Consider the following 23,880-nt stretch of genomic DNA (forward strand, 5'->3'; position numbering starts at 1 on the left):
ATCAGGGCGGTCTTCAAACGCGACATCAAGATATCGTCAAGGTTGCAAATGTGCCAGGGCCTACATCCTCGGAAATTTGCGCGACGGCGATGGTCGCGCCTTCCGCCATCAGTTGCGCGCGTTCCGGGATCGACGCACCCAAAAGGATGGCTGAACCACTGGTCGCCGTTTCCGAAAGTATCGTTCCATCTTCCCGCAATACCCTCACGATATAAGATTCCCTGGCCTCCCCCAACGGGACGTCCGCCACGTCCCAGCCGTCCCCTCCAAGGCGCGAGCGGCGAATCCAGCCGACTGCTAGACCATCGCTGTTCCACCGTGCTGTCAGATGCACAGGCGCATAGGGCCGCAGCCCCTCTCCGAAAACGGTTAAGGCTTCATATTCGAAGGCGGCATTGTCGAAACTCAGGTTTGCAGGCCCGGTGCGATAATGTCGCTCAAGTCCGAGAGATCCCTTTGCCAACTCCAGTTGCGGCAAACCACTTTGCAAGAATACGACCTGACTTCCGATCGGCCGCTCTGATGCCATCGCCCACTCTGTCCCACGCTGTCCCCGCAGCCGCGACGACAGTCCCCAGACACCTTTTGAGATCAGACGTGCCGTCCGGAACTGAAACACTTCCCAGCCCCAAGGTGACCCATCGTTGATGGCTGCGGCATTCACGCCCGCCAGCAGTGCTTCCACCGAGACCGACTCCAGTTCTCCGGCAGCCAGCCGTACTATTAGCTCCGGTCCCTCGTCGAACAAACCTGGCATGGCGGGAGATAGGATCGTTTCGGTCACTCCGACCTGCGCCGGAGCGCCAATCAAAATGTTCAGGCCATAATTACTGTCCTCGACCGAGGAATAGACCGCGACTGATCCCGGCCAAGGCGATGCCGAAACCGCAGCATATGGGGCATGCGCCACCTCCTCACCTGTTAACAACGGCAGGTCCAGATAGGTCACGTCGACCGGCAGCGGCGCAAGGGGACGAATCCGTCCCGATCCGTCTTCGACTGCATCGCTTGGCTCGAACAGCCCCAATTCAGTGCGCACGGCCTGAACCTTTCGCGGACCGGCGTCTTCCAATCGATCGATCCGCCAAAGATCGGTGGTCCCATCCAGCCGGATAACGTCCCCGGCCTTTTCATGACGACGCGACGGCGGCAGCTCGAACTCGATCGTATCGCGCACGACAGTGGTTTCCGTCAGATATCGCTCTGCAAGTCCGTGTGCCTCGCCTTTTGTCAAGGCGACGGGAAGCTCCTGTTCCGAAACCGGAACAACAGTGATCCCCGGCACTACCGCGTCGGCTACCCGGACCTCGAAATCGCCCTCAGCGTCTAAATGATGGACGATAACCCGCTTTGGTGTTTCTGCTTCGGCGGCGCGTTGCCATCCGATCACTGGCCCGTCTTGCCGAACAAGGAATTCCGGATCAATAGCATGTTCTTCCGCCAAAGCGCGCATCGAGAAAACAAGCTTGCCCTCCCGCTCACTTGCCTCGACGCCATAGGCCATCATCAATGGTTGAAGATCGGCCCGCGCCGCCTGCATGTTCGTCATCGCATAGCCGCGGACCACACCGTAAACGCCGGACACATCGACTTGCGTCAGGCCGCTCGCCTCGCAAATTTCGCGGATCACAGTCGCAAGCGGCTGGTTCCCGCTTCGTCCCGATATCCAGTGCCCACGCTGATGATTCACGCCGTCGGACCAGACCTCCTCCAACTCGGGGAAATACGGCCAGGGCCGCGCGTCCCAAGCCCAGGCAAAGCTGTGCCCAAGGTCGAGCATTGGCCCCGAATACCGGTCAGATGCAACATTCGCCTCGGGACCCTGCCAATAGGACAGCAGCGCCCGCAGATATTGCATCTGCATCGCATCGTCCCGACGACCGTTGGAATATCGTGGCAGACGCGATTCGGACGACTTCACATCGACAAAACTGTTAGGCTCGTTTGCCCCTTTATCGATCGCGGCGCAGCCATATTCCGTGAACCGGATCGGCTTCAGGCGCGGCTCCCAAAGAGTCGGCAGGTCGGTCCGTACGCCATCAATCCGATCATGGTGGGTATTGCCCCACCAGTTTCGGATATCTTTGTAACGCCAGACCCAGGGTTCGTCGTATGCTCCATCCGTAATCGGCTCGCGGCGCTGTGCATTGCGTGCCTCGGAGGTTTCATAAAACCAATCGAAACCCTCACCACCTTCGATCTGACTGTGCAGATAATCAATGTTCAGGCAGGTTTTCGCCGCGACATCTGCATGGTCTTTACCCTCGCGCCAATCGGCCATTGGCATGTAATTGTCGATCCCGATAAAGTCGATGTTGTCGTCGGACCAAAGCGGGTCCAGATGATAATGCAGGCTGTCCGCATCCGCAGGCTGATACCCGAAGTATTCCGTCCAATCAGCAGCATAGCTGATTTTAGCATCAGGCAGAATTCTGCGGACCTCCGCCGCCAATGCAATCAGTTCTGACACTGCCGGGAACGTGTCGCCCGCCCCTCTGATCTGCGTCAGGCCGCGCATTTCGGAGCCAATGCAGAATGCTTCGACGCCACCCGCTTCCGCGCAGAGTGTCGCATAGTGCAAGATGAAGCGGCGATAAGACCAGTCGCCATCCGGCCCCTGCATAATCACCTGTTGGCCGGCTGCGGAATTGTCGACATTGCGCAAGGAAAAATCACCGCTAACCGTTGTGCCAAAAAACGACGCTACTTCGGATTCGGCAGCTTCCGTCCTGTCGGTCGACCCGTATAGGCTAGGTCCAACGTCCGTTGTAATTCGTCCGCGCCACGGCAACGCCGGCTGCTCGCCCTGCCCCCAAGGATTGGGCAACCCGTTGCCTGCCAATTGCTGCATCAGGATGAAGGGGTAAAACGTGACGTCCAGACCCCGCGCGTTCAGGTCGCGTATCGCCTCGATCACCGAGCTATCGCAAGGTGTGCCTCCGTAAACCGACCGCCCGTCAAGTTTTGGAACGATGTCTGCCGCTGCTCGGTCAACGCCTGAGACATTCCATCTCAACGGCTTGCCGTCCGAACCGGCCTGTTCGACTTTCGGACGAATGGTACAACTCCCACATCGCAAGTCGTCCCCGAACCACGACACGATCAGAGAGACCGACTTCAAGTTCGGAAATTCTTCAGTCAGATCATCCATCGAGACGGTGAAATCCGGAATGCCCTGCTCGGTGTTCACGTTCGCGGAATCTTTCTGCCCGCGCCCCAGATCGTAATGAACCGCAGTCGTGGCAAGAGTGTATTCCCCGGTGCCCGGAATGATAGCTACCCCCTCGATCAAGTCCATGGGGGCCGGGATTTCGCCGAGCGCACGCGCTGTGCGCACGACCTCGAATGACAGTTGCGGCATACGGTTGCCGAACGGCGTCAAATCCAGACCCTCGACCACGACATAGGCAATGCCGCGATACGCTGGGGCATTGCCCGCGCCTTCCACAGCCTCGATCAATGCATCAGGCATCTGGTCTTCTGTGCCGCGATAGATCCGCATCTGGATTGACGATTTCGAGATTTCGCTGCCATCCGCCCAGACGCGACCCACACGAGTGATCTCGCCCTCGCTCAGAGCCAGCGCGAACGATATGGAATAGCTGTATTGCGTCTGTGTCGGCGCTTTGGGCGCGCCCTTGCCGCCCCCTCCTCCGCCTGTCGTTTGCCGGTTTTCCATGAACCGCGTCGCCCAGATCACCTGACCTGAGACGCGAACGCGCCCCACCACCCGTGGAATTACCGCGCCTTCCGACGCCCCCGTCAGACGCAGTCGATCCAGCCGACCGTATTCCACCGCATCTGCACCACCGCCCAGGATCGATTGGTCGATGGTCCGACCCAAAGTCGCGCCGACTGCACGTCCGATCACGGCACCGCTCAAACCGATGAACGATCCGCCCAGACTTCCCCCGACGGCCGCACCGACCGCACCAAGTATCAGTGTTGCCATTTTTCAGGTCTCCTTGATCGGCGCAGTCGGAAAATCGAAACGTGCGGATACGCGCCGCAGCCACGCCGCGGACAGATGGCTTTCGACGACACCGTGTCCGCTATAGGCATGGATAAACGTAGGGCTGCTCCCGCCGACCCCGACAACACCCAGATGTTTCGCCACGGATCCGTCGCGCATCCGAAACAACAACATCTCGCCCGAATGGACATCGCGACCGCGTAACACGCGTATGAAATGCCTGTCTGCGGCAGCCGTCAGGACTTCGTCGCCTTGTGGCTCCGACCAGTCGCGTGAATATTCGGGAACGGCTTCCGGCTCGTGGTCGTACAACTCGCGCCAGACACCGCGGATCAACCCAAGGCAGTCCGTCCCGCCACCCTGCACCGAAGCCTGATGCACATAGGGCGTCCCGATCCAGCGCCGTGCAATATCCGCGACGCGGCTCACAGCCGACCTCCATCGTTCCGACCTGCCTTCACCGGATAGCTCATTAACCAGTCTTCGCCCGGAATGCTCGGAAATCCCCGAAAGTTCAGAAGGTTGTCAAACTTCAAGCGGCAGGTTTCCATCCGCTTGTCGCATCCCGCCTCCAGCCGCACCCGGTCTCCGACGACAAGATTCCGACGCAGTGATGTCCACAGGTCGATTTGCCGAACATCTCCGTCGATACGGTCCACCTTGATGCGCTCGGACGCACCCTCCGCTTTACCCGAAAGCACGATCAGACGCCCGCGCTCGAACCATTTCGGTGCATACTCACGCAGAACGGGAAACCGCAGCTTCTGATCCGCTTCGACGGCAAGAATTTCACTGTCGACGGCAAACAATGGTCCCAGATCCTTGCGACATCGACCGTCACCTAGCACCGCATCGCAACGTGCCTGGTAAACTCGCCCTCGCGTCGTGTTCAAAGCCTCCGCCAGTCCGCGCAACTCGGCGGAAAACGCGCCCTCACCCCAGGAAATCTCGCCCAGGGAGCCACGGAACTGAATCTCATGCGCCGTCGGATCGGTCCAGTTGACCAGGTAGGCCGTGACCTCGGCCGCGTCCCAAAGTCCGGCACGCAGATCCTCGGCACGGATTGCATCGTGACTTAACGCGCCCTGTGCCTCGGCGTTGTCGACGGCCAGACCCGACGTGGCCTGTAGTGCACCTGCCGTCATGCCTGACGCCGCAAGACACTCGACACCTTCCACGACCAATGTTTGATCGTGATCGGTGAACCCCAGCACGACTTCATCGGCACGACGGACAATCCAGACGCGACAGACAGTCGCGGTGCCCCCGGCCAGATGTTTAGAAAGCGCGCTCATACCCGCAACTCCACCACTGGCACGTCCGGCACTTCGCCCGCGTGGAAACTGGCGACTGATGTCATGATGGCGTCGGCATCGAACCGCACCGGGACGTCGAACTCAAATCCAGCAGTTACTTCAACGCCGACATCGGGTGGCTCAGCGAAGGTGATCAAACCTGTCGCCGCATCGACAGTAAAGTGCCGGGTCTCATCCAGTTCGTCATCCTGAACCCCGGCGCGGATGGTTCCGGTTATCGGCTTGCTGATCGGACGAATATAAGTCTGCTCACCGGACCGATATGTCTTCGATAGCTGAAACACCGTGGTCGCGCCGTCCCCCGTCCCGATCCGCTGATCGATGTAGCTCACCCGATCCGCCGACAGGCTGGTCTTGAAGTCCGCCCAATCCTTCCAGCGAAAGCCGTGCAACCGTCCGCGCCGCGCCTCGAAGAACGCGATCAATTCGCTTACATCGTCCAGAGATCGCATGCCCACCCCGGCATCATACCGACGACGCGAATGCGCCCAGGGCGTATTCCGCTCCTCGAAGCCGTTGGCCAACGTCACGACTTCGGTCAACCGTTCCGGCCCGCCAACCGACCCAAAGGACAACCGCGACGGGAAGCGTATTTCGTGAAATGACATATCGAATACCTCAGCGGTTGCGGGTGCCGCGCGACAAGGCGCGGGACATTTCAGCGGCGATCTGACTGCGCGACCGGCGGAAACTCTGAGCGTCGGGGGTGGAGATATTCATCTGCACCGTCACAGCACCGCTCGATCCGCCATTCGTCTGCACGCCCAACCGCCCGTCCGGACCGCGTGCCAACGGCATGATCGCCTCGGGTCCGGCCTCCCCCATCAATCCGGTGCCGCCGCGCATTGGAAACTGGGTCGCCGCACTGATCACGCCACCCTTGGCGAACGGCATCACGCGGCCCTGTGCAAAGCTCGCCCCGTTCGCAAACGGCAGAACCGCATTCAGTCCGCCTGCCAGCAGGCCTCCAAAGGCTTGGCTGACGGGTTTGACAGCCGTGTTGTAGGTCGCGTTGATCATCGATTGCGCCAGTCCGGTCAGCGCATCAGACAGCTTCGCGCCATCGAAAATCACGCCGTCGAACGCCCGTTTCAGTGACCCGCCAAAGGTGCGTGACAAACCCTGCACCTCCCGTTGGGTATGCAACATCTGTCCCTCCAGCGTTCCCAGTTCCGCCGTAAACTGCGCAACAACCACCTCCGATCCGCCCAACCGCGCTTCAAGCGCGTCGAGCGAGGCGTCGATACCCGCCTCGTCCAGATCCCTGTCATACATTCCGTGTCTCCACCTTATCGGGGAACCGGGCGGCAAGGGCATCAAGCCCCGCCCGGTCCATTGGCAATCGCCCGTCGCCATGCCCCAGAAGGAACGCCAGTTCCGCCGGGGTCAGCGCCCAGAATTCCGCCGGTTTCAGGCCCAGACCGCGCAATCCCGCGGCCATCAACGCGGGCCAGTCGAAGGCTTCGTCACCCGCCTTGCCGCTCATCGCTCCGGCAAGGCGAACGCCCGTCCCAGCAACAGCGCGGCAACCCGGGTGGCCTCGATCGGCCCGCCCTCGATCTCAGCGGATAAAAGTCGGCTGGCGTCCTCTTGCCAACCGCCCCCCCGCAACCCTGCCAGCAACAACCGGGCGACATCGCGCGCCCGAAACCCGCCGTTCTCGAACCGACGCACCAGACCGACCAGACTATCCGCCTGCATATCGGTCTCCAGCTCGGCCAGGGCACCCAGCGTCAGTTTCAGCAGGTGACGCTCCCCATCCAAGACCAGCGCCACTTCGCCCGCATAGGGGTTTCCATCGCCCATCAAAGCGGCGTGAACGTCAGTTCCCCGGCCGAGGCGAGCGCGATTTCATAGGTCGCCTCGCCATCGTGCGTACCGCCGTATTCCAGCGACGTGATCTGAAATGCCCCCTGCACGATGCCGAAGTCGGGAATAATCACCTGAAATGCGGGGACTTCGCCGTCGAAGAACAACTGCCGCGCACGCGCATCTGTATCCTCGTCCCGAAAGATGCCCGATCCGCTGACCTGCGCCGATTTCACACCGCCGCCAGACAGCAACTCGCGCCAGCCCCCGGCGCTTTCCGTCGACGTCACATCGACGCTTCCCGCGTTGAACGTCAGCCGCGTTGCGCGCAGCCCGGCCAGCGTCACGAAAACGCCGGTGCCATCCTGATCGACCTTCAGCAGAAGGTCCTTACCTGCCTGAACACTCATGTTTCACACTCCTGAAATTGCGACCTAGACGGCCTGATCATCGGTCCGGGCGCGGAACCAGAGGTCGATCCTGCGGATGCCCTCGCCCTCGTCTCGCCGGGCGTCCGCCCGCAAGAACCGCATTGAAACCAGCCGCCCCCGCGTCAGCGGCAACTCGTCCCCCACCAATGCGTCCGAAACCGCTGCAGCCACCTTTTTGGCGGCGATATAACCCTCGCGCCGCGTCACCACACTGACGCGCATTCGGTGAATGGCCCCCTGTCCCGACGCGTCGGAAATGCCCACGGCCCGCTCGTGCCCCAGAGCTACGAACAGGTCCGGGGCGGCTTCGGGTGTCGAATCGAACACTGCGCCGCCCAACAATGCATCCACTGCCGGATCGGCGATCAGGCGGCCATAGACGGCGGTCTGAAGGCTTTCGCCCATGGTGTAACTCATGGCGTCGTCCTTTCCCCGGGGACGTCGCTGGCCAGGATCACCAGCACATGCTTCAGGTCCTCGTGCGTCGCCTCGACTTCGTAGACGCGGCCTCCATCGCGCAGCCGGTCACCCGCAATCGGTCGCGTCGGGTGACCGTCGGGTAATGCGTGCGTCTTGATCCGCACCTGCAAGCGCGGTGTGCGCCCGAATTCGCTGTGTTTCAGACCGCCTGACCGCATCCGGACGTCCGCCCAGATTGCACCGCGTTCTTCCCAGCCCCGGACCTGACCGCCGCCGCCATCGGGCGTGCGGACCGGCACCTCCAGCGTCAGCCGCCGGGTGTATACCTGCCCCATCAGCCCATGCCTCCAAGGCGCAGACCCCGGAATGGCGCCAGCAGCGCGTCGATCTGAACGCCGACCGCCATATCGCCCGCGTCCAACGTTTCCGCCATAAGCAGAACCGCCTGTTGCAGCGCATCCGGCACCGCATTCCACGTCCCGTATCCCGCGCGTAGCGTCATCGTCAGCGGCAGCCCTTCCCCGACAGCCTCCGACAGCAGGGCAACCGGCCGATGCGGATCGCTCCGCAGCGTCACCGGCCCCAGCGCGCGGGGGCCACTGCGCATCGTCAATTCGGCCCCCAAAACCTCCGCAACCGGAGCAATCGGCAAGGGAATCTCCTGCCCGACGCCCGTAAGGCCAGCGACAACAACCTCACGCGCGATCAACACCTTGCCCAGCCGCGCCTCAATCGACGAAATCGCGGCCCTCAACCGTAATCTCAGCCGTTCCGACTGACCCGGAACGATGTCGTAGGTTTCCGCCAGCCGCATTTGCGCGGCCAGTTGCGCCACCGGCAGCGCCTCATCCGCGATCCCTTCGGACCTCTGTAATTTCATCGCCATCCGCACCTCCGCATTGCGCGTCGAGTTTCATGTCTGGTGTTTTCCGAACGTGGTGGGTGGAACCAGTACGCCGCACGTGCGGACCAGGCCGGAGGCCCACCGGCCCCACCCTCCCCTGCGAACCCTTCAGGCCCGCAAAGGACGGGAATCGCCCCTGCTTCGGGCGACAGATTTTCAGGCGGCCCCGACTGTAAGACCGGGACCGCGCAATTGGATCAGACGACCGTGAACTTCAGAAGCTTGATCGCGGAAAAATCGGTCACATCGCCGCCGACCCGCTTGGTTGCATAGAACAGAACATGCGGCTTGGCACTGAACGGGTCGCGCAGCACCCGCAGATCGGGACGTTCGGCCACGGTATATCCCGCGCCGAAATCGCCGAATGCGATGGCCGTAGTGTCCACGCCGATATCGGGCATATCCTCGGCGATCAGCACCGGGTATCCCATCAGCTGTGCGGGTTGCCCTGCGGCCAGACTATCGGTCCACAGGAACCGCCCGTCCGCGTCCTTCATCTTGCGCACCGCACCCGCCGTCTTGGAATTCATGACGAAACTCGCGTTGGCACGGTATTTCGCACCCAGCGCATAGACCAGATCGACAATCGCATCAGACGGCTTGCTTGCTTCGAAATCGCCCGACGCGCCGGTTGCGACATATCCCAGGCTGCCCCACGTCCAGCTCTGCTCGTCGATATTCGGATAGACCAGGAAACCGCGCGGCTTGTCTATGCCATCCCCGGTAATGAAGGCCGCAGCCTCAGAGGTGGCGAACTTGTCGGCAATACGTGTGGCCAGCCAACCCTCGACGTCGAAGGCCGCGTCATCCAGCAAGCGTTGCGATGCTTTCGGCATCGCCGACAGCTCATGCAGCGGGATCGAGATACGGTCGAACAGCGATGTATCGGTTTCCTGGGTCGATCCGTTCTCGGTGGCCCATCCGGCCCCCATTTCGGTACGATCGACCAGGACATCGAACGATGTCGCCTCGACGTTGACCACCGTGGCGATCGACCGGATCGACGCCGAAGATGTCAGCACCGATTTGACCGTCTCGGCGGTCTGCGGATCGACCAGATATCCGCCCTCGGCCGAGACGGCGGTATTCATCGACTTGCCCTCCAGCGCCAGCGACCGCAGGCCGTCGTCGTCGCCCGACCGCAGATAGGCATCCATTGCCTTCTGATGCGGTGCTTCCACCATGTCGGATGTGGAAAGTTGTGGGCGTTGGCTCATGTAGGTCATGTTCAGACGTTCTTCCTGTTGCTTCATCTTCTGGGTGATATCCTGGCGGAAGCCTTTGAAATCGCTAACCAGTCCGGTCAACGCCTCTGTCACTTCCCCGACGCCGTCATGGCTCATCCGGTGTTCCTTTCGAGGGTGGTCGGCGGCGTCAGTCGCGCGCCAGTTCAAGACGCGCGGACTGGATCGCCCGCGCCATTTCACGCAGAGGGTCCGCCTTGGCCCCGACCCGCGCACTGGGCAGCATCGGAAAGGTCACAAGCGACACCTCCCAAAGCTCCAGTTCCTTCAGAAGCCTGCGCCCCTGACTGTCCTTTCCGGCCCGCTTGACCGTGTATCCGATGCTAAGCCCGTCCAGAGCACCCGCCTCGATCAGTGACGCCGCCTCACGGGCCTTCTCGACGCCCGGCAACAGACGTCCCTTCACGAACAATCCGCGCGCATCCTCGCGGACCTCGTCCCAGACACCGATCACGCAGGTCGGGTCGTGCTGCCACAGCATCTTCACCCGGCGCCCCTCGGCTGAAATACGCGCCAGACTGTCACAATAGGCTCCCGCCGCGACGACATCGCGCCCGGTGTCCTCTACCCCGAACCACGAGGCATAGCCTGCGATCCGGGCATCTTCCTCCAGCCGCACGGAGGTTTCTCCCTGCGCGAACTTGCGTTCCAACATCATGTCATTACTCCTGCTTCGGCAGACATTCGCCCGACGGCGGACGCCTCAGCCCTCAAAGAAATCCGTGATCGTGATCCAGAGCGGGTGGCACCTGTGCAATGCATAGGCCCGTGTGCCGCGTAGGCTGCGAAGCCCCCCGATCCGCCATGGGCCCGCTTGCTGAAACCCCTTGGGACGTGTCCTCACCGGCACAACTTCCGTCACGGACGGCTGGAATTCGACCAACCGTCGCACCGGTCCTTCGTACCAGGCCAGCCCCAGAAATTCGCACTGACGCATTTTGCGAAACCGGACGTGGAATATCACCCCATCCGCCTCCGACGCCTGATCGAAGATATCCGCCCGTGACACGACAGGGAAAAACCGGCTCTCCAGCAACGGTCCAACGGTGAACACCGCGGGTGTAAGCGCCATGCTCATCCCCAGCACCAACGCAGCCCGCGTTACTTTCGCTATGTTAGACACCGAGAAGGTTTCCTTTCAAAACGAAGGACATAAATCCCCCGATGATCGCCGCGAGGATCAGCCACACCAGACGCGAGATCAGCGCATCAATCCGATCAAGCCGCTTGTCGATCTGACTGAAGTGCGTCTCCAGGCGCTTTTGCTTTTCCTCGTTCACGGCCCGATACGTCTCCAGACGTGCAGCTGCCGTCTCGACCGCCGCCAGCCGCTCCTCCGCGCGCCGAAATGCCGCCTCGGTGTCGGAAAACGGTGCGTAGAGAAACCTGGACCCGCCGGTCCGGCCCGCCGTCATGCATCCTCTGCCGGGGGCAGCCCCAGCATCCGGCGCTTTTCGGCGTCCGTCAGGAACGTGGCCGACGCGATCCTGCTCCATTCGGCGTCGCGCTCGGCCTGCAATGCGGGAATACGGTCGCGATCTGCCGACAGGGTGAGGCTCTCGCCTGCATGTTCGCCCAGCCAGTATGCCAATCCTTCGCAGACCTTTGCCACAAGCGGCAAAACCGTCAGACGGTAGAACGCCCGGTTGGCCTCGACATAATTGGCATAGGTCGCGTCGCCGGGGATCCCCAGCATCATCGGCGGCACCCCGAAGGCCATCGCGATCTCGCGCGCCGCGGCCTCCTTGGTCTTCTGGAATTCCATGTCCGACGGGCTGAATCCCATCGGCTTCCAGTCCAGACCACCGTCCAGCAGCATCGGCCGCCCGGCATTACGCGCGCCCTGATGCTGCGCCTCCATCTCGGACGCCAGCGTGTCGAACTGCTCCTGGGTCAAACCCTCACCGGAATTGACGATCGCCCCGGAAGGACGCGCAGCATTATCAAGCAGGCCCTTCGACCAGCGCGACGCAGAATTGTGCACGTCGATGGCATTCGCCGCCGCCTGCAACGGCGACAACCCGTAATGATCGTCCTGCGGATGAAATGCCCGCACGTGGCAGATCGGTGAGGTCTCGCCGACGCGAAACCGATGTACCCGGCCCCCGACCGTGTAATCATACGCCACCGGCCAGCCGTCCGATCCCGGCACCACCGCCATCCGATCCGACCGCAGCACATGCAATTCCAGCGGCAGACCGTCCGGCCCGACCGCCTCGACATAGGCATTGCCGGTCAACAGGAACTGCCCGAACATCGCCTCCAGAAACTCGCCCCGTCCCTGTGCGCCATTGGGCCGCGACAGCAGTCCCAGCACAGGGTGCATGTCCAGCCGCCCTTCGTGGTCCGCACAGGTCAGCGGCACCGACGCCGCCGCCTCCGCAATCAACTTCACGGCGCGAAACCCGACCGGGTTCCCGGTGAACCCCATCCGCGTCAGCGTGCCGGTATCCCGCGATGACCAGACCGCGCGCCCGGCCGATCCCATCGCGGCAAGCCGTCCCGTCGCCGAAGCCTTCACCTCGGGCGCGCCGCCCCCGTCCTTTCGCCCAAATCCGAACATCGGTCGTCCTTCCGTCTTGCCAAAAAGAAAGGGCCCCGCCGGGCCCCCATTCTTCCATGTTCCGTCGATTACAACTGCCGCAGTCTCGGTCCCGACCGCGTGCGGTCCGGGTCCAGCAGTGCCGCCCACAGTGCCCAGACCAGCGCGTCCACGCGGTCCGGCGATCCCTTGCCGCGATATCCGCCCACGGCCATCCGGCACATCTGATCCTCCAGCGGCCCCAGCCCCCGCAGGTGCCGCACCCGGCCCTGTTCATACAGCGCCGCCACCGGCTCGGCCCGCGCGGCCTTGCCCTTGCGCGCCATCACCTTGCGATAGCTGACGGTCGGCGCGACCTGCCGCAGCACCGCCTCGATCATCTCGCCGCCCTGATTGCCTTCCGCGACCACCCGGTCCGCGCCCCAGTGGTCATAGGCATCCGCCACCGCCTTCGCCCATTCGCTGGGGCTGGCCGCCGAGACCGTCGCATCTTCCAGAACCCAGGCTGTCCAGTCCCGTGGCGGTCCTGACGTAACCGCGCCCACGACCACGATCCCGGTCTCGTCCGCGGTCCCGCCCGATGACACCGCCGGGTCCACGCCGATCACGATCCTGTCGAACGCCGGCACCTCATCCACACGCAACGCATCCAGTAGGGGCGTCGACCAGAACGACCCCTCGATATCCTCCAGCAACAGACCGTCCAGCTCCTGACGCCCCATCCGCGTCCCGCCATAGCGTTCCATCACTTCCGTCAGGAATCCGCGCGCCAGATTGGCCCGGTTCACTTCCGTCGCGCCATGCGTCATCACCGTCGATTTCCGCGCCAGGATGTCCTTCAGAACCGGCACGTTCTTGGGTGTCGTCGTCACCACGGCCTGCGGATTGTTTCCAAGCCGCAGACAGAACTGCAACATGTCCCACGCATCTTCCGCCGATTTCCACTTGGCCAGCTCGTCGACCCAGGCCGCGTCGAACTGCGGCCCGCGCAGCGCCTCGAAATCATGCGCCGAAAACGCCTGCGCCTCGGCTCCGTTCGGCCAGACCAACTTGCGGCTTGTGGCTTTCCACTGCGGGCGCCAATCCGGGGGCGTGCAGCGCAGAATGCCGCTCTCCCCCTCGATCATCACGTCCCGCACCTGATCGTATGTTTCCCCTACCAGCGCCACCCGGCGGGCAACCCCTGCCTGTAACGACCGCGAACCCTCGACCTGGGCGCGCACCCATTCGGCCCCGGCGCGGGTCTTGCCCGCGCCGCGACCGCCCAGAATGACCCAGGTGCGCCAATCACCCTCGGGTGGCAGTTGATGGTCCAAAGCCCAGAAGTCGAAAAGATACGGCAGTGCCTGAAGCTCATTCGCTTCCAGTTGCTCCAGAAATCTCTCCCGCATCCAGATGGGCGCGGATGCCATCGAGACGGCGCCCGATCTCAGCGCGTGCCGCGTCAAGGTCGATCCCGTCTCCTCCTCGTTGGGTGCATAGCGCATCTTCCACCTTCCCTTCTTCCACCAGGATCATCTGAACGGCCTTGCCCAAATCCTTGTGAAGCGTTGCCAGCCCGGCAATCTCCAGCTCGGCCAAAGGCTTGTCCTTAAGCGCGTCCAGGCTTCCCTGAAGTATCTTGCGAAGGGCGAGCATGCTCAGAAATGCGCCCTCCGCCCGTGTCCGCGTGTCGATATCCGCCTCTTCGGACGGGTGGATCATTTGTTCACTGTCCATATCTTCAAGCTCCGTGCAGTTTCGGTTTGGTCCGCACGTCGGCAGAAACGAAAAAGGCGACCGGGGTGTCACCCGTGCCGCCTCGCCCACTTCTTCCAGCTTGCCCTAAAGATGTTTTTGAGCGTTCGGTGGGTCAACAGGATTTCTGCATTTCCGCATACTTATCTTTCAACACTTTGTTTTATTAAACATTTTTCATGATGGTTTCAGAATTGCAGCATCCCGTTATCGCATATCAGGGAACGCCACAGCATCTCGCCTGTTGTCATCGCGTCGCTTCGGCGATGGCGTCCGGATGTCCGGACGTGCCTGCAAACAATTAAGTGAGCATCATATGACCTACCGTACTCTTTCCGCCGTCAGCGCCGCAGCGCTGATTGCCGCCACACCCGTCCTGGCCCAGACTCAGGCCCAGGTCGCTACCGATCTCAATCTGCGCGTCGGTCCCGGCGAAAACTACGTCATCAGAAGCACCCTGCCCGCAGAAGCCATGGTCGACGTCACTGGTTGCGTCGAAGGTGGCTCCTGGTGCGAGGTCACCTATGAAGGCGAGACGGGCTATGCCTATGCGCCCTATCTTGTCGTGACCGAAGAAGAACAGATGGTCGCCCTGCCCTCCGCCACCGTCACGACCGTCGAAACCGTCACCTATGACGAAAGCAACAACGGCGACGAAGCCTTCATCGGCGGCAGCGCCGGTGCGGCCATTGCTGCAACTGCCATCGGTGGTCCCGCTGCGATCGTTGGCGGTGTCCTCATCGGCTCCGCTCTGGGTGCCGCAGCAGGCGTCGAGGTCAAGGAAGAGACCGTGACCTACGTCCAGCAGAACCCCATCCAGCCGATCTACGTGCAGGGCGAAGTTGTCACCGGGGCCACCCTGCCTGCCGAGGTCACGCTCGTTCCCGTTCAGGACGGTGAACTGGCTTACGTCAACCTCAACGGTAGCCCGGTTCTGGTGAACCCCGAGAACCGCACCATCGTTCGCATCGTACGCTGATTCACCTTCGGAAAACTGCAAAGGGCAGCCATATGGCTGCCCTTTCGCACGTCATGACCAATTGTCTGACATTTGATCCGTTTTCCGACGAGACTTCAAATGTCAGACATTTGAAATCTCAATTGCCGGTCTGCGCGCCTTCCGCGGCCTCCCGTGCCGCCTCGATCGCGCGCCATGCCGCGACATTCTGATTATGTTCGGCCAGCGTCTCGGCAAAGAGGTGTCCGCCAGTCCCATCAGCCACAAAGAATATCTCGTTCGTCTGTTCCGGGTCCAGTGCCGCGCGGATCGCTTCGGCACCGGGGTTGGCGATGGGCGTCGGCGGCAAACCGTCAATCACATAGGTGTTGTAAGGCGTTTCGGCCCGCAATTCCGATTGCCGGATGCCCCGTCCCAGCGGACCGCCCTCACCCTTGGTGATACCATAGATCACCGTCGGGTCTGTTTGCAGGCGCATCCCTTGGTTCAGACGGTTTATGAACACCGCCGCCACGCGACGTCGCTCCTCCGCGATGGCCGTTTCCTTCTCGATGATGGACGCCAGGATCAGCGCTTCCTCGGGCGAGGTGATCGGCAGGTTCGGGGCACGGCTGGCCCAGGCATCCGCCAGAATGCGCTCCTGCGAGACGCGCATGCGGTTCACCAACTCCTCGGCCGACGACCCCCGCGCCACGTCGTAGGTATCGGGCGCAAGCGTTCCCTCGGGCGGCACCGGCATATCCGCGCCATCCAGAAAGTCGACCGATTCCAGGCCGTTAATGATATCCCAGGATGTCAGTCCCGGTGCCACAGATACACGCCAGGTGATCGGAACGCCACGCTCCAGAAGCGCGGCGTAATCCTCCGGCACCTCGTCTCCGGGCGCAAAGGTTGCGATCTCGATCAGCTGGTCCTGCCCCGGTATCCGTTCCCGTACCCGGATTTCCGGGTCGGTCTGCCGCACCATATAGGTAACCGTGTATGGAAACACCGACGGCCCTCCGGCGGTCAGGATGTCCAGAACTTCGGGCATGGAAGCCCCGGAGGGGATTTCGTAGGTTCCGAACTTCAGGTCGCCGTCCCGCTCGGCATAGCCGGTGCCTATGCGGAAGATGCTTCCCGAAGACACGATGCCATCCTCGGCCAGACGGGTCGAGACCTCGCGCATATTTGATCCGCGCGGCACTTCGAAAAAGGTCGCGGACTCCAGCGGTCCCGGCTCGGCCCATCTGGATTTCCCGATCTGGATAATCCCGGCTAGCGCAGCGATCAAAACGACGCCAAGGGTCAGCGCGTTGGCGGCAATATGCTTCCACATCAGATATTTATGCCTCGAAGTTAAAGCTTGCCCATGACGAGCGATGCGTTTGTGCCACCAAAGCCGAAGGAGTTCGACAAGACCACGTCGACCTTCCGCTTCTCGGCCACTTTCGGCGCAAGCGACAGCTTGGGCTCTACCGCAGGCGTATCTAGGTTCAGCGTCGGCGGCGCAACCTGATCGCGCAGGGCCAGAATGCAGAAGATCGCCTCGACCGCTCCAGCTGCCCCCAAAAGATGCCCGATGGCGGATTTCGTCGATGACATCGTGGCATTCGCCGCGTGATCGCCCAGCAAACGCTCCACCGCGCCCAATTCGATCGTGTCGGCCATCGTCGATGTGCCGTGCGCATTGATGTAATCCACATCGCCCGCCTTTATTTCGGCGTTCTTCAGCGCGGCGCGCATCGACCGTTCGGCCCCGTCGCCCGTCTCGCTGGGCGCGGTGATGTGATAGGCATCGCCCGACATGCCATAGCCCAGAACCTCGGCGTAGATCTTTGCGCCGCGCGCCTTGGCATGTTCGTATTCTTCCAGCACGACGACGCCCGCGCCTTCGCCCATGACAAAGCCGTCGCGGTCTTCGGAATAGGGGCGCGAGGCCTTGGTCGGATCGTTGCCCCACTTGGTCGAGAGCGCCTTGCAGGCGTTGAAACCGGCGATTCCAATCTCGGAAATCGGGCTTTCCGCTCCGCCCGCGATCATCACATCCGCATCGCCCAGTGCGATCAGACGCGACGCATCGCCAATGGCATGCGCCCCCGTCGAACAGGCGGTGACGACCGCGTGGTTCGGGCCTTTAAAGCCATACCGGATCGAAACCTGACCGGAGACGAGGTTGATCAAAGCCGACGGAATGAAGAATGGCGACACCCGCCGCGGCCCACGTTCCTTAAGCAAAACAGCGGTTTCCGCGATGGTTTGCAACCCGCCGATACCCGACCCGATCATCACGCCGGTGCGCAGCTTGCCTTCCTCGCCGGGTTGCCAGCCGCTGTCCTCGACTGCCTGAACCGCCGCCGCCATGCCGTACAGGATGAAGTCGTCGACCTTGCGCTGCTCCTTCGGCTCCATCCAGTCGTCAGGGTTAAATGTGCCGTCGCTGCCATCGCCACGCGGAATCTCGCAGGCATAGGTCGTGGCCAGATGGCTCGCGTCAAACCGCGTGATCGGTCCGGCCCCGGACTCACCATCGATCAGTCGCCGCCACGTTTCCTCAACGCCGCTGGCCAGCGGCGTCACCATTCCCAGTCCTGTCACGACGACACGGCGCATCTGCATCTGCCCTACCTCCAAGTCTTTAGGGGCTGATACACTGCGATGCCCCCCCTCTCAAGGCATGGTGATGCGGCGGCGGCGGGCGTGGGCGCATCCCGAAACAAACGCGGATGCGATTTCGGACCAGAACCGGCCATGTCGATGGAATACCTCAAGGGCGGGACATTGCGGCCATCCGATACTATGCAGACAATACCCAAGCGGCCTGCCCCCAGGCGAGCTGCAAGACAGGAGAAGTTCCATGACACAGGATCGAACGAGCCATTGGGAGAAGGTCTATGACGAGAAGACCGAGACCGAATTGAGCTGGCATCAGGCCGATCCCGAGATTTCCCTCGAACTTTGCAAACAGGCTGGCCCCATCGCGTCCGTCGTCGATGTGGGGGCCGGGACATCGCAATTCGCCGAACGGCTCCTCCAGTTGGGAATTCGTGATGTGACTGTCCTGGATATCGCCGAATCCGCCGTGGAGAGAGCGCGACAGCAGACCGGCGAGCCGGGCAAGTCAATCGATTGGGTCGTCGCCGACGTCACGACATGGACGCCGGAGAGGACTTTCGATCTCTGGCACGACCGGGCCGTATTCCACTTCCTGGTCGATAGGGATGATCGCGCCGCCTACATCGATCGGCTTGGCCGTGCCCTGCGTCCCGGCGGACATGCAATCATTGCCACCTTTGCGCCGGACGGCCCCGAAAAATGCAGCGGCCTGCCGGTCGTTCGATATAGCCCAGAGAGCCTCGGCGCGGTTCTGGGCGCGAAGTTCGAACTCGTGACGTCTCGTCGTGATCTGCACCAGACGCCATGGGGCAGTCCGCAGTCCTTCCAATTCAGTCTTTTCAAACTGAAAGAGTGACCGAAGCCGCGACGCACACCCGTTGGCTCAGGCCATCCAGGCACTACAAGTTGAGACCGATCTACCGCCCCTCGAACTTGGCCGGCCGCTTTTCCAGAAACGCCATCACACCTTCCTTGAAGTCGCGCGAATGACCGGCTTCGCCCTGGAGCCTGGCCTCCAGCATCAGCTGCTCGGCCAGCGAGTTCTCGAACGATCCACGGATTGCCCGTTTGACGTTCCGGTAGGCCAGCGAGGGGCCGTTCGCCAGATGCGTCGCCCGCTCGTTCCAGACCTCGGCGAAATCCTCGTCCGCAACCGCCTCCCAGATCATCCCCCAGTCGCTGGCCTGGCGCGCGGTGACAGGCTCGGCGAACAGCGCCGCACCCATAGCCTTGGCCATGCCCATCTGACGCGGCAGCCAGTAGGTGCCGCCCGCGTCGGGGATCAGGCCGATGCGGGTAAACGCCTGCAGGAACACCGCCGATTCCGTCGCGATCACCACGTCACAGGCCAGCGCCAGGTTCGCACCCGCCCCCGCCGCCGGGCCGTTGACGGCAGCGATGGTGGGAATGGCGCAGTCGAAAATCGCCATCAGCATCGGCTCGTATTCGTCGCGCAGCGTGCGTTCCAGGTTCAGGGTGTTGAGATTGGCGCGGTCGCCCAGATCCTGCCCGGAACAGAAGGCCTTGCCCTTGCCCGTCATCACCAGAACGCGGGCGGTCTTTTCGGACTCGTGCACGGCGTGCAGGATTTCGGCGCGCATCTGAGTCGACAGCGCGTTCAACACGTCGGGGCGCTGCAGGGTCAGCGTTGCGACACCGTCGCGTTCGCTGAGCCGGATCGTTTCATAGTCCATAGGGGTCTCCGTCCACGTTCGCAGCGACCCTAGGGCGGGCCGCTGCACATCGCTAGCGGAACCTGACGGCACGGATCAGGGCACGACAGCCCGGATCGTCGCGCGCGGCGTCGGTGTCGGGCGACGGTATTCGGCCCGTTCCACGCGCTGCCTGCGCCCCTTCCGCCCGCTGTGCCGCGCCAAAAAACCTGCGGCGCGCAAGACGGCGCTCAGCAGGCTTCGATGCGCGGGAACGTATTCCAGCTGATTGCGCAGGAGATGTCTGAACCGGCAGACACCATTCAGAAAAAAGGTCACATCGCGTGGCAGATGGCATGCCTCGATTGGCTGCGGATCGCAGAGTCGAGTTATCAGGTCAGCCTGTCGCCATCCATCAAAGCCTGCAAGCGCGCCTCTTCCTCTGGGTTCAGGGCGGCGGGCGTGCCACGATGCCGCGTGATCGCCACGCCCGCGACCGCACCGCCCAGCAAAAACAGGGTGAGCGGCGCGATCCACAGGATCATGTTGACCCCGGTCATGGTCGGCTTCAGCAGGACATATTCACCGTAGCGCGCGACCATGTAATCGATGATTTCCGTATCGGTATCGCCCGCCACCAGCCGTTCACGGAGCAGAATGCGCAACTCGGCGGCGAGGTCCGCGCCGCTTTCGTCGATATTTTCGTTCCGGCAGACCAGACAGCGCAATCCTTTCGACAGCTCGCGGGCCCGTGCCTCCAGCACCGGATCGTCCAACTGCTCGCCCGGTTCGACGGCAAGCGCAGGAGTGGCGGCAATCAGCGCGGCCAGGACCAACCCCCTCATTCCGCTGGCACCCCACCGGTTGCGGGCGCCTTGCGCGCGCCTGCTGCCACGCGGTAGCGGCGGTCGGTCAGCGACAGCAATCCGCCCAGCGCCATGATGATCGCGCCGCCCCAGATCCAGTTGGCGAAGGGTTTGATATAGACCCGGATCGCCCAGCCGCCGCCTGTTTGCGCATCGCCGATCACGGCATAGACGTCGCGAGTCAGGCTGCTGTCGATCCCGGCCTCGGTCGTGGGCATCTGGGCGACGGGATAGATACGTTTTTCCGGAAACAGGTCGCCCAGCAGACGGCCGTTTTCCCAAGCCGTCAGATCGGCACGGGTGGCGACATAATTCGGGCCGCGCAACTGGGTCACGTCGTTCAGTACCACTTCGTATTTCCCGACCGTCAGCCGGTCACCGATGTCGAGGACCGCGATCCCTTCCTGCTGCCATGCGATCAGAGCGGCGACACCGAATACGGTGATACCCAGCCCCCCGTGCGCCAGCGCTTTACCCCAGTCTGCCCCCGGCAGTCGCGTGACACGACCCAGACGATCGGACCAGCGCCCGCGTCCCGTGCGCGTCGCCAGATCGACCACCGCACCCGCGAACAGCCAGACACCAAGGCCAGCACCCAGCGGCCCACCCAGGCTGCGTCCGGTTTGCATTGCCCAGACCAGTCCCATGACTGCCAGTGCCAGCACGGCCACGGGCCAGAGCACGCGCAGCACCCGGCCCCGCCCCCGCTTCCACGGCAGGATCGAGCCCACCGGCAGAATCGCGGCCAGAACGATCACGAAGGGGGTGAACGCCATATTGAAGAAGGGCGGCCCCACGGACAGTGTGCGTCCGAACGCCAGTTCAGCCACAAGTGGCCAGACAGTGCCCGTGAAGACCACGAAGGCGCTGACCACCAGCAGGAGATTATTGGCCACAAGAGCCGATTCCCGGCTGACCACGCCGAACACGCCCTTGGCCTGCATCACAGGTGCGCGGACCGCATAGAGCAGCAGCGCGCCGCCGGTAAAGAAGCCGAGGATGGCCAGAATGAACACGCCGCGTTCGGGGTCGTTGGCGAAGGCGTGGACCGACGTCAACACGCCCGAGCGCACGATGAACGTCCCCACGAGTGAAAATCCGAACGCGAGAATTGCCAGCAGGATCGTCCAGGCCTTCAGCGCCTCGCGTTTTTCGACGACGATGGCGGAGTGCAGCAGGGCGGCGGCAATCAGCCAAGGCATGAAGCTGGCGTTTTCGACCGGGTCCCAGAACCAGAACCCGCCCCAGCCCAGTTCGTAATAGGCCCACCACGATCCCAGCGCGATACCCACGGTCAGAAACAGCCATGCCGCCAGCGTCCACGGGCGGACCCAGCGGCCCCATGCGGCATCGACGCGGCCTTCGATCAGGGCAGCCACTGCAAAGCTGAACGACATGCTGAGGCCGACGTAGCCGAGGTAGAGAAACGGCGGGTGGAAGGCCAGGCCCGGATCTTGCAGCAGGGGATTCAGATCCTCACCGTTGAAGGGCGGAACGGGCATGCGGATGAAAGGGTTCGACGTGAACAAGATGAAGGCATAAAAAGCCACGCCGATGCTGGCCTGCACGGCCAGAACACGCGCCTTGAGCGTCGCGGGCAACTGCCCCCCGAACCAGGCCGCCGTCGCCCCAAACAGCGCGAGAATCAGCACCCACAACAGCAGCGATCCCTCATGGTTTCCCCAGACGCCGGTGACCTTGTAGAGCATCGGCTTGTCGGTATGGGAGTTCAGCACCACGAGCCGTAGCGAGAAGTCCGACGTCACGAAGGCATAGGTCAGTGCCGCAAAGGCAACGCCTACCAAAGCGACCTGCGCGGAGGCAGCGGGGCTGGCGACGGCCATCCATCCGCTCCATCCCTTCCACGCGCCGATCATCGGCACGATCATCTGTACGATGGCGACCGCGAAGGCCGTTATCAGGGCGAAGTGTCCAAGTTCTGCAATCATGGGGCCTGCCTTACGACAACAGCCGGTCGCAGCCAATGGGGCGCGACCGGCGGTCACAGGCGAGCACGATCACTTCCGCGTCAACTGGACACTTCCGCGTCAACTGGGCACTTCCGCGTCAACTGGACACTTCCGCGTCAACCCGATCAGTCGCGGTCGGCTTGCCAATCGCTCAGCGCGGAATTTGCACTGTCATCATCCTCTCCGGCGATCCAGGCGGATTGCACGGGTTCGGGCCGTACGGGGATCGGGACTGTCGCGGGTGCCCGAAGATAATGCATCTCCCGTGCGCCGAAATAAAAACCGACGATCGCGCCAAGCAGCCACCACAGCGGGTCGGGCACATAGGCGAGCCCCCCCATCCGGGCGGCGAACCCCAATGGGTCGACCATCGCATAGACGAACAGGCCCAGCGTTCCCATTGCAAGCATCGGGCGCGGCAAACGGTTCAGCCCGTCGACGAACCGGTCGAACAGACCGCGCCGGTCCAGCGCGAACTCACTGCCCAGCTGCTCCAGTGCGGCTTTCTGCGCCTCGGCCCCCTGACGCTGCCCGTCGGTCGCGTTGGGCAGGAATACTTCGGCCACCCCCCGCGCCGCCCGGCCCAGCGCATCGACCGCGCCTGTGCCCGCGACGATGCCCGACACTACCCCCATTTCGCCGTCCTTTCCGCATGCTCCGCCGCCGTCAGGTGATAGCGCGGCGAGATGAATGCCTCGGCTCGCGTGATCCAGCCGCCTTTGCCGCCATCCCTGCGGCGGGCGTATTTGCGCGACGACGGGCGCCGGTCGGCCAGCGCATAGTACCAGTTGCGCCGCGCGATGCCGTAGGCGTCGGCCAGGTGATCCGGCGCGGCGTCCTGCGCCGCACGGGCGGCGGCGGCAGTCCTGGGACCGATGCGCCCGTCGACCGAGACGCGATGCCCCATGCGCCCCAGCAGGCGTTGCAGGATACGGACCGCATTGGCCCCGGAATTGACCTGCATGTCGAAGACCGAGGCCTGCAACGCCTCGGGCAGTGTATCGATCCGGGCGCGACGAAAATAATTGTCGATGAAAATGTCGACGGCGCGGGCGCGTGGCAGGGCGCGCACGTCGTCCGTATCGACATCCCCGTCGCCGTCGATATCGAGTCCCAGCGCCCGCATCGTATGGATGGTAACACCGTAATTGGTCGCCCCGCCCGGATCGTCCGGATCGTTGACATAGCCACCCTCGCGGGCGACGATTTCTTCTGCGATGGCACGAACCGACAACATGGCCCGACCTCCCATGCTCTGATTGCGTGAAAGCCAGAGGCTCGGGTCGAACGGTTAACGAAGCGTTATGGCAGCGCACGGTCGGGGATCGTGAGGACCTGCACATCGCGGCCATGAACGTCAGCGATCATACCGACGTCGATGTTCGATGACGCCGGGGCAGGTCGCGAATGCAAGCAGCGCTGGTCCGGCATGCAGTCGAGGCCCGAGAGCCCGCCCAGGGACC

27 protein-coding genes are annotated in these 23,880 nt (G+C 62.8%); 2 read left to right on the plus strand and 25 right to left on the minus strand.

Annotated elements, in window-relative coordinates:
* Window positions 1–25: 25 nt before the first annotated feature.
* From BMY38_RS11310 to BMY38_RS11395, 18 genes are all read right to left on the minus strand, one after another.
* Entirely contained in the window at window positions 26–3,952 is a 3,927-nt protein-coding gene (locus tag BMY38_RS11310) for a baseplate multidomain protein megatron (RefSeq protein ID WP_092762900.1), read from the minus strand.
* A gap of 3 nt (window positions 3,953–3,955) precedes the next feature.
* A complete protein-coding gene (locus tag BMY38_RS11315) occupies window positions 3,956–4,402 on the minus strand; it encodes a C40 family peptidase (RefSeq protein ID WP_092762902.1) in 447 nt (148 codons plus the stop codon).
* Window positions 4,399–5,268: a phage/gene transfer agent baseplate hub protein gene (locus BMY38_RS11320; protein WP_092762904.1), complete on the minus strand. Its 870-nt coding sequence runs from the start codon at window positions 5,266–5,268 to the stop codon at window positions 4,399–4,401. The genes BMY38_RS11315 and BMY38_RS11320 overlap by 4 nt, the downstream gene beginning before the upstream one ends.
* A complete protein-coding gene (locus BMY38_RS11325; protein WP_092762906.1) occupies window positions 5,265–5,897 on the minus strand; it encodes a DUF2460 domain-containing protein in 633 nt (210 codons plus the stop codon). The genes BMY38_RS11320 and BMY38_RS11325 overlap by 4 nt, the downstream gene beginning before the upstream one ends.
* A gap of 10 nt (window positions 5,898–5,907) precedes the next feature.
* Window positions 5,908–6,564: an RcGTA-type gene transfer agent tail tape measure protein gene (locus BMY38_RS11330; protein ID WP_092762908.1), complete on the minus strand. Its 657-nt coding sequence runs from the start codon at window positions 6,562–6,564 to the stop codon at window positions 5,908–5,910.
* Window positions 6,557–6,775, minus strand: coding sequence for a rcc01693 family protein (locus tag BMY38_RS11335; protein ID WP_092762910.1), 219 nt, complete (start codon window positions 6,773–6,775; stop codon window positions 6,557–6,559). Before BMY38_RS11335 ends, BMY38_RS11330 begins: the two co-directional genes overlap by 8 nt.
* Window positions 6,772–7,095 carry a gene transfer agent family protein gene (locus BMY38_RS11340; RefSeq protein ID WP_092762912.1) on the minus strand — a complete coding sequence of 108 codons (324 nt, stop codon included), beginning with the start codon at window positions 7,093–7,095 and terminating at the stop codon, window positions 6,772–6,774. The genes BMY38_RS11335 and BMY38_RS11340 overlap by 4 nt, the downstream gene beginning before the upstream one ends.
* Entirely contained in the window at window positions 7,095–7,508 is a 414-nt protein-coding gene (locus BMY38_RS11345; RefSeq protein WP_092762914.1) for a phage major tail protein, TP901-1 family, read from the minus strand. Before BMY38_RS11345 ends, BMY38_RS11340 begins: the two co-directional genes overlap by 1 nt.
* Window positions 7,509–7,532: 24 nt before the next feature.
* The gene (locus BMY38_RS11350; protein ID WP_092762916.1) at window positions 7,533–7,946 is read right to left on the minus strand and encodes a DUF3168 domain-containing protein; all 414 of its coding nucleotides are present in this window, start codon (window positions 7,944–7,946) and stop codon (window positions 7,533–7,535) included.
* Window positions 7,943–8,284 (minus strand): head-tail adaptor protein, encoded by a 342-nt coding sequence (locus BMY38_RS11355; protein WP_092762918.1) that lies wholly within the window; start codon window positions 8,282–8,284, stop codon window positions 7,943–7,945. Before BMY38_RS11355 ends, BMY38_RS11350 begins: the two co-directional genes overlap by 4 nt.
* Window positions 8,284–8,835, minus strand: coding sequence for a head-tail connector protein (locus tag BMY38_RS11360; protein WP_092762920.1), 552 nt, complete (start codon window positions 8,833–8,835; stop codon window positions 8,284–8,286). Before BMY38_RS11360 ends, BMY38_RS11355 begins: the two co-directional genes overlap by 1 nt.
* Window positions 8,836–9,050: 215 nt before the next feature.
* A complete protein-coding gene (locus BMY38_RS11365) occupies window positions 9,051–10,196 on the minus strand; it encodes a phage major capsid protein (protein WP_092762922.1) in 1,146 nt (381 codons plus the stop codon).
* A 31-nt stretch (window positions 10,197–10,227) separates the two neighbouring features.
* Entirely contained in the window at window positions 10,228–10,755 is a 528-nt protein-coding gene (locus BMY38_RS11370; protein ID WP_092762924.1) for an HK97 family phage prohead protease, read from the minus strand.
* A 45-nt stretch (window positions 10,756–10,800) separates the two neighbouring features.
* The gene (locus BMY38_RS11375; RefSeq protein WP_139204704.1) at window positions 10,801–11,169 is read right to left on the minus strand and encodes a hypothetical protein; all 369 of its coding nucleotides are present in this window, start codon (window positions 11,167–11,169) and stop codon (window positions 10,801–10,803) included.
* 43 nt (window positions 11,170–11,212) lie between these two features.
* Complete coding sequence (locus BMY38_RS11380) at window positions 11,213–11,512, minus strand: hypothetical protein (RefSeq protein WP_092762928.1); 300 nt, start codon at window positions 11,510–11,512, stop codon at window positions 11,213–11,215.
* A complete protein-coding gene (locus BMY38_RS11385; RefSeq protein ID WP_092762930.1) occupies window positions 11,509–12,660 on the minus strand; it encodes a phage portal protein in 1,152 nt (383 codons plus the stop codon). Before BMY38_RS11385 ends, BMY38_RS11380 begins: the two co-directional genes overlap by 4 nt.
* Before the next feature lie 68 nt (window positions 12,661–12,728).
* Window positions 12,729–14,051, minus strand: a complete 1,323-nt coding sequence (locus BMY38_RS11390; protein ID WP_245737580.1) for a DNA-packaging protein — start codon at window positions 14,049–14,051, stop codon at window positions 12,729–12,731.
* Window positions 13,993–14,358, minus strand: a complete 366-nt coding sequence (locus BMY38_RS11395; protein WP_092762931.1) for a hypothetical protein — start codon at window positions 14,356–14,358, stop codon at window positions 13,993–13,995. The genes BMY38_RS11390 and BMY38_RS11395 overlap by 59 nt, the downstream gene beginning before the upstream one ends.
* A 334-nt stretch (window positions 14,359–14,692) precedes the next feature.
* Here BMY38_RS11395 and BMY38_RS11400 point away from each other — a divergent pair, with 334 nt between their 5' ends.
* Window positions 14,693–15,355, plus strand: a complete 663-nt coding sequence (locus BMY38_RS11400) for an SH3 domain-containing protein (RefSeq protein ID WP_092762932.1) — start codon at window positions 14,693–14,695, stop codon at window positions 15,353–15,355.
* Window positions 15,356–15,473: 118 nt separating this feature from the next.
* Here the strand turns inward: BMY38_RS11400 and mltG are convergent, their stop codons facing one another.
* Complete coding sequence (gene mltG / locus BMY38_RS11405; RefSeq protein ID WP_092762933.1) at window positions 15,474–16,652, minus strand: endolytic transglycosylase MltG; 1,179 nt, start codon at window positions 16,650–16,652, stop codon at window positions 15,474–15,476.
* Window positions 16,653–16,672: 20 nt separating this feature from the next.
* A complete protein-coding gene (gene fabF, locus BMY38_RS11410) occupies window positions 16,673–17,926 on the minus strand; it encodes a beta-ketoacyl-ACP synthase II (RefSeq protein ID WP_092763346.1) in 1,254 nt (417 codons plus the stop codon).
* A 244-nt stretch (window positions 17,927–18,170) separates the two neighbouring features.
* Here fabF and BMY38_RS11415 point away from each other — a divergent pair, with 244 nt between their 5' ends.
* Window positions 18,171–18,785 carry a class I SAM-dependent methyltransferase gene (locus tag BMY38_RS11415; protein WP_092762934.1) on the plus strand — a complete coding sequence of 205 codons (615 nt, stop codon included), beginning with the start codon at window positions 18,171–18,173 and terminating at the stop codon, window positions 18,783–18,785.
* A 61-nt stretch (window positions 18,786–18,846) separates the two neighbouring features.
* On the opposite strand, the gene BMY38_RS11420 is transcribed toward BMY38_RS11415, so the two are convergent.
* From BMY38_RS11420 to BMY38_RS11445, 5 genes are all read right to left on the minus strand, one after another.
* Window positions 18,847–19,623 (minus strand): enoyl-CoA hydratase-related protein, encoded by a 777-nt coding sequence (locus tag BMY38_RS11420; protein WP_092762935.1) that lies wholly within the window; start codon window positions 19,621–19,623, stop codon window positions 18,847–18,849.
* A 350-nt stretch (window positions 19,624–19,973) separates the two neighbouring features.
* Complete coding sequence (locus BMY38_RS11430; protein ID WP_092762937.1) at window positions 19,974–20,426, minus strand: cytochrome c-type biogenesis protein; 453 nt, start codon at window positions 20,424–20,426, stop codon at window positions 19,974–19,976.
* Complete coding sequence (locus BMY38_RS11435) at window positions 20,423–22,396, minus strand: heme lyase CcmF/NrfE family subunit (protein ID WP_092762938.1); 1,974 nt, start codon at window positions 22,394–22,396, stop codon at window positions 20,423–20,425. The genes BMY38_RS11430 and BMY38_RS11435 overlap by 4 nt, the downstream gene beginning before the upstream one ends.
* 146 nt (window positions 22,397–22,542) lie before the next feature.
* A complete protein-coding gene (locus BMY38_RS11440; protein ID WP_092762939.1) occupies window positions 22,543–23,052 on the minus strand; it encodes a holin family protein in 510 nt (169 codons plus the stop codon).
* Window positions 23,043–23,654, minus strand: a complete 612-nt coding sequence (locus tag BMY38_RS11445; RefSeq protein ID WP_092762940.1) for a holin-associated N-acetylmuramidase — start codon at window positions 23,652–23,654, stop codon at window positions 23,043–23,045. Before BMY38_RS11445 ends, BMY38_RS11440 begins: the two co-directional genes overlap by 10 nt.
* Window positions 23,655–23,880 lie beyond the last annotated feature (226 nt).

The organism is Jannaschia helgolandensis (genome assembly GCF_900109285.1).
In the GTDB taxonomy this organism is placed as follows: Bacteria; Pseudomonadota; Alphaproteobacteria; order Rhodobacterales; family Rhodobacteraceae; genus Jannaschia; species Jannaschia helgolandensis.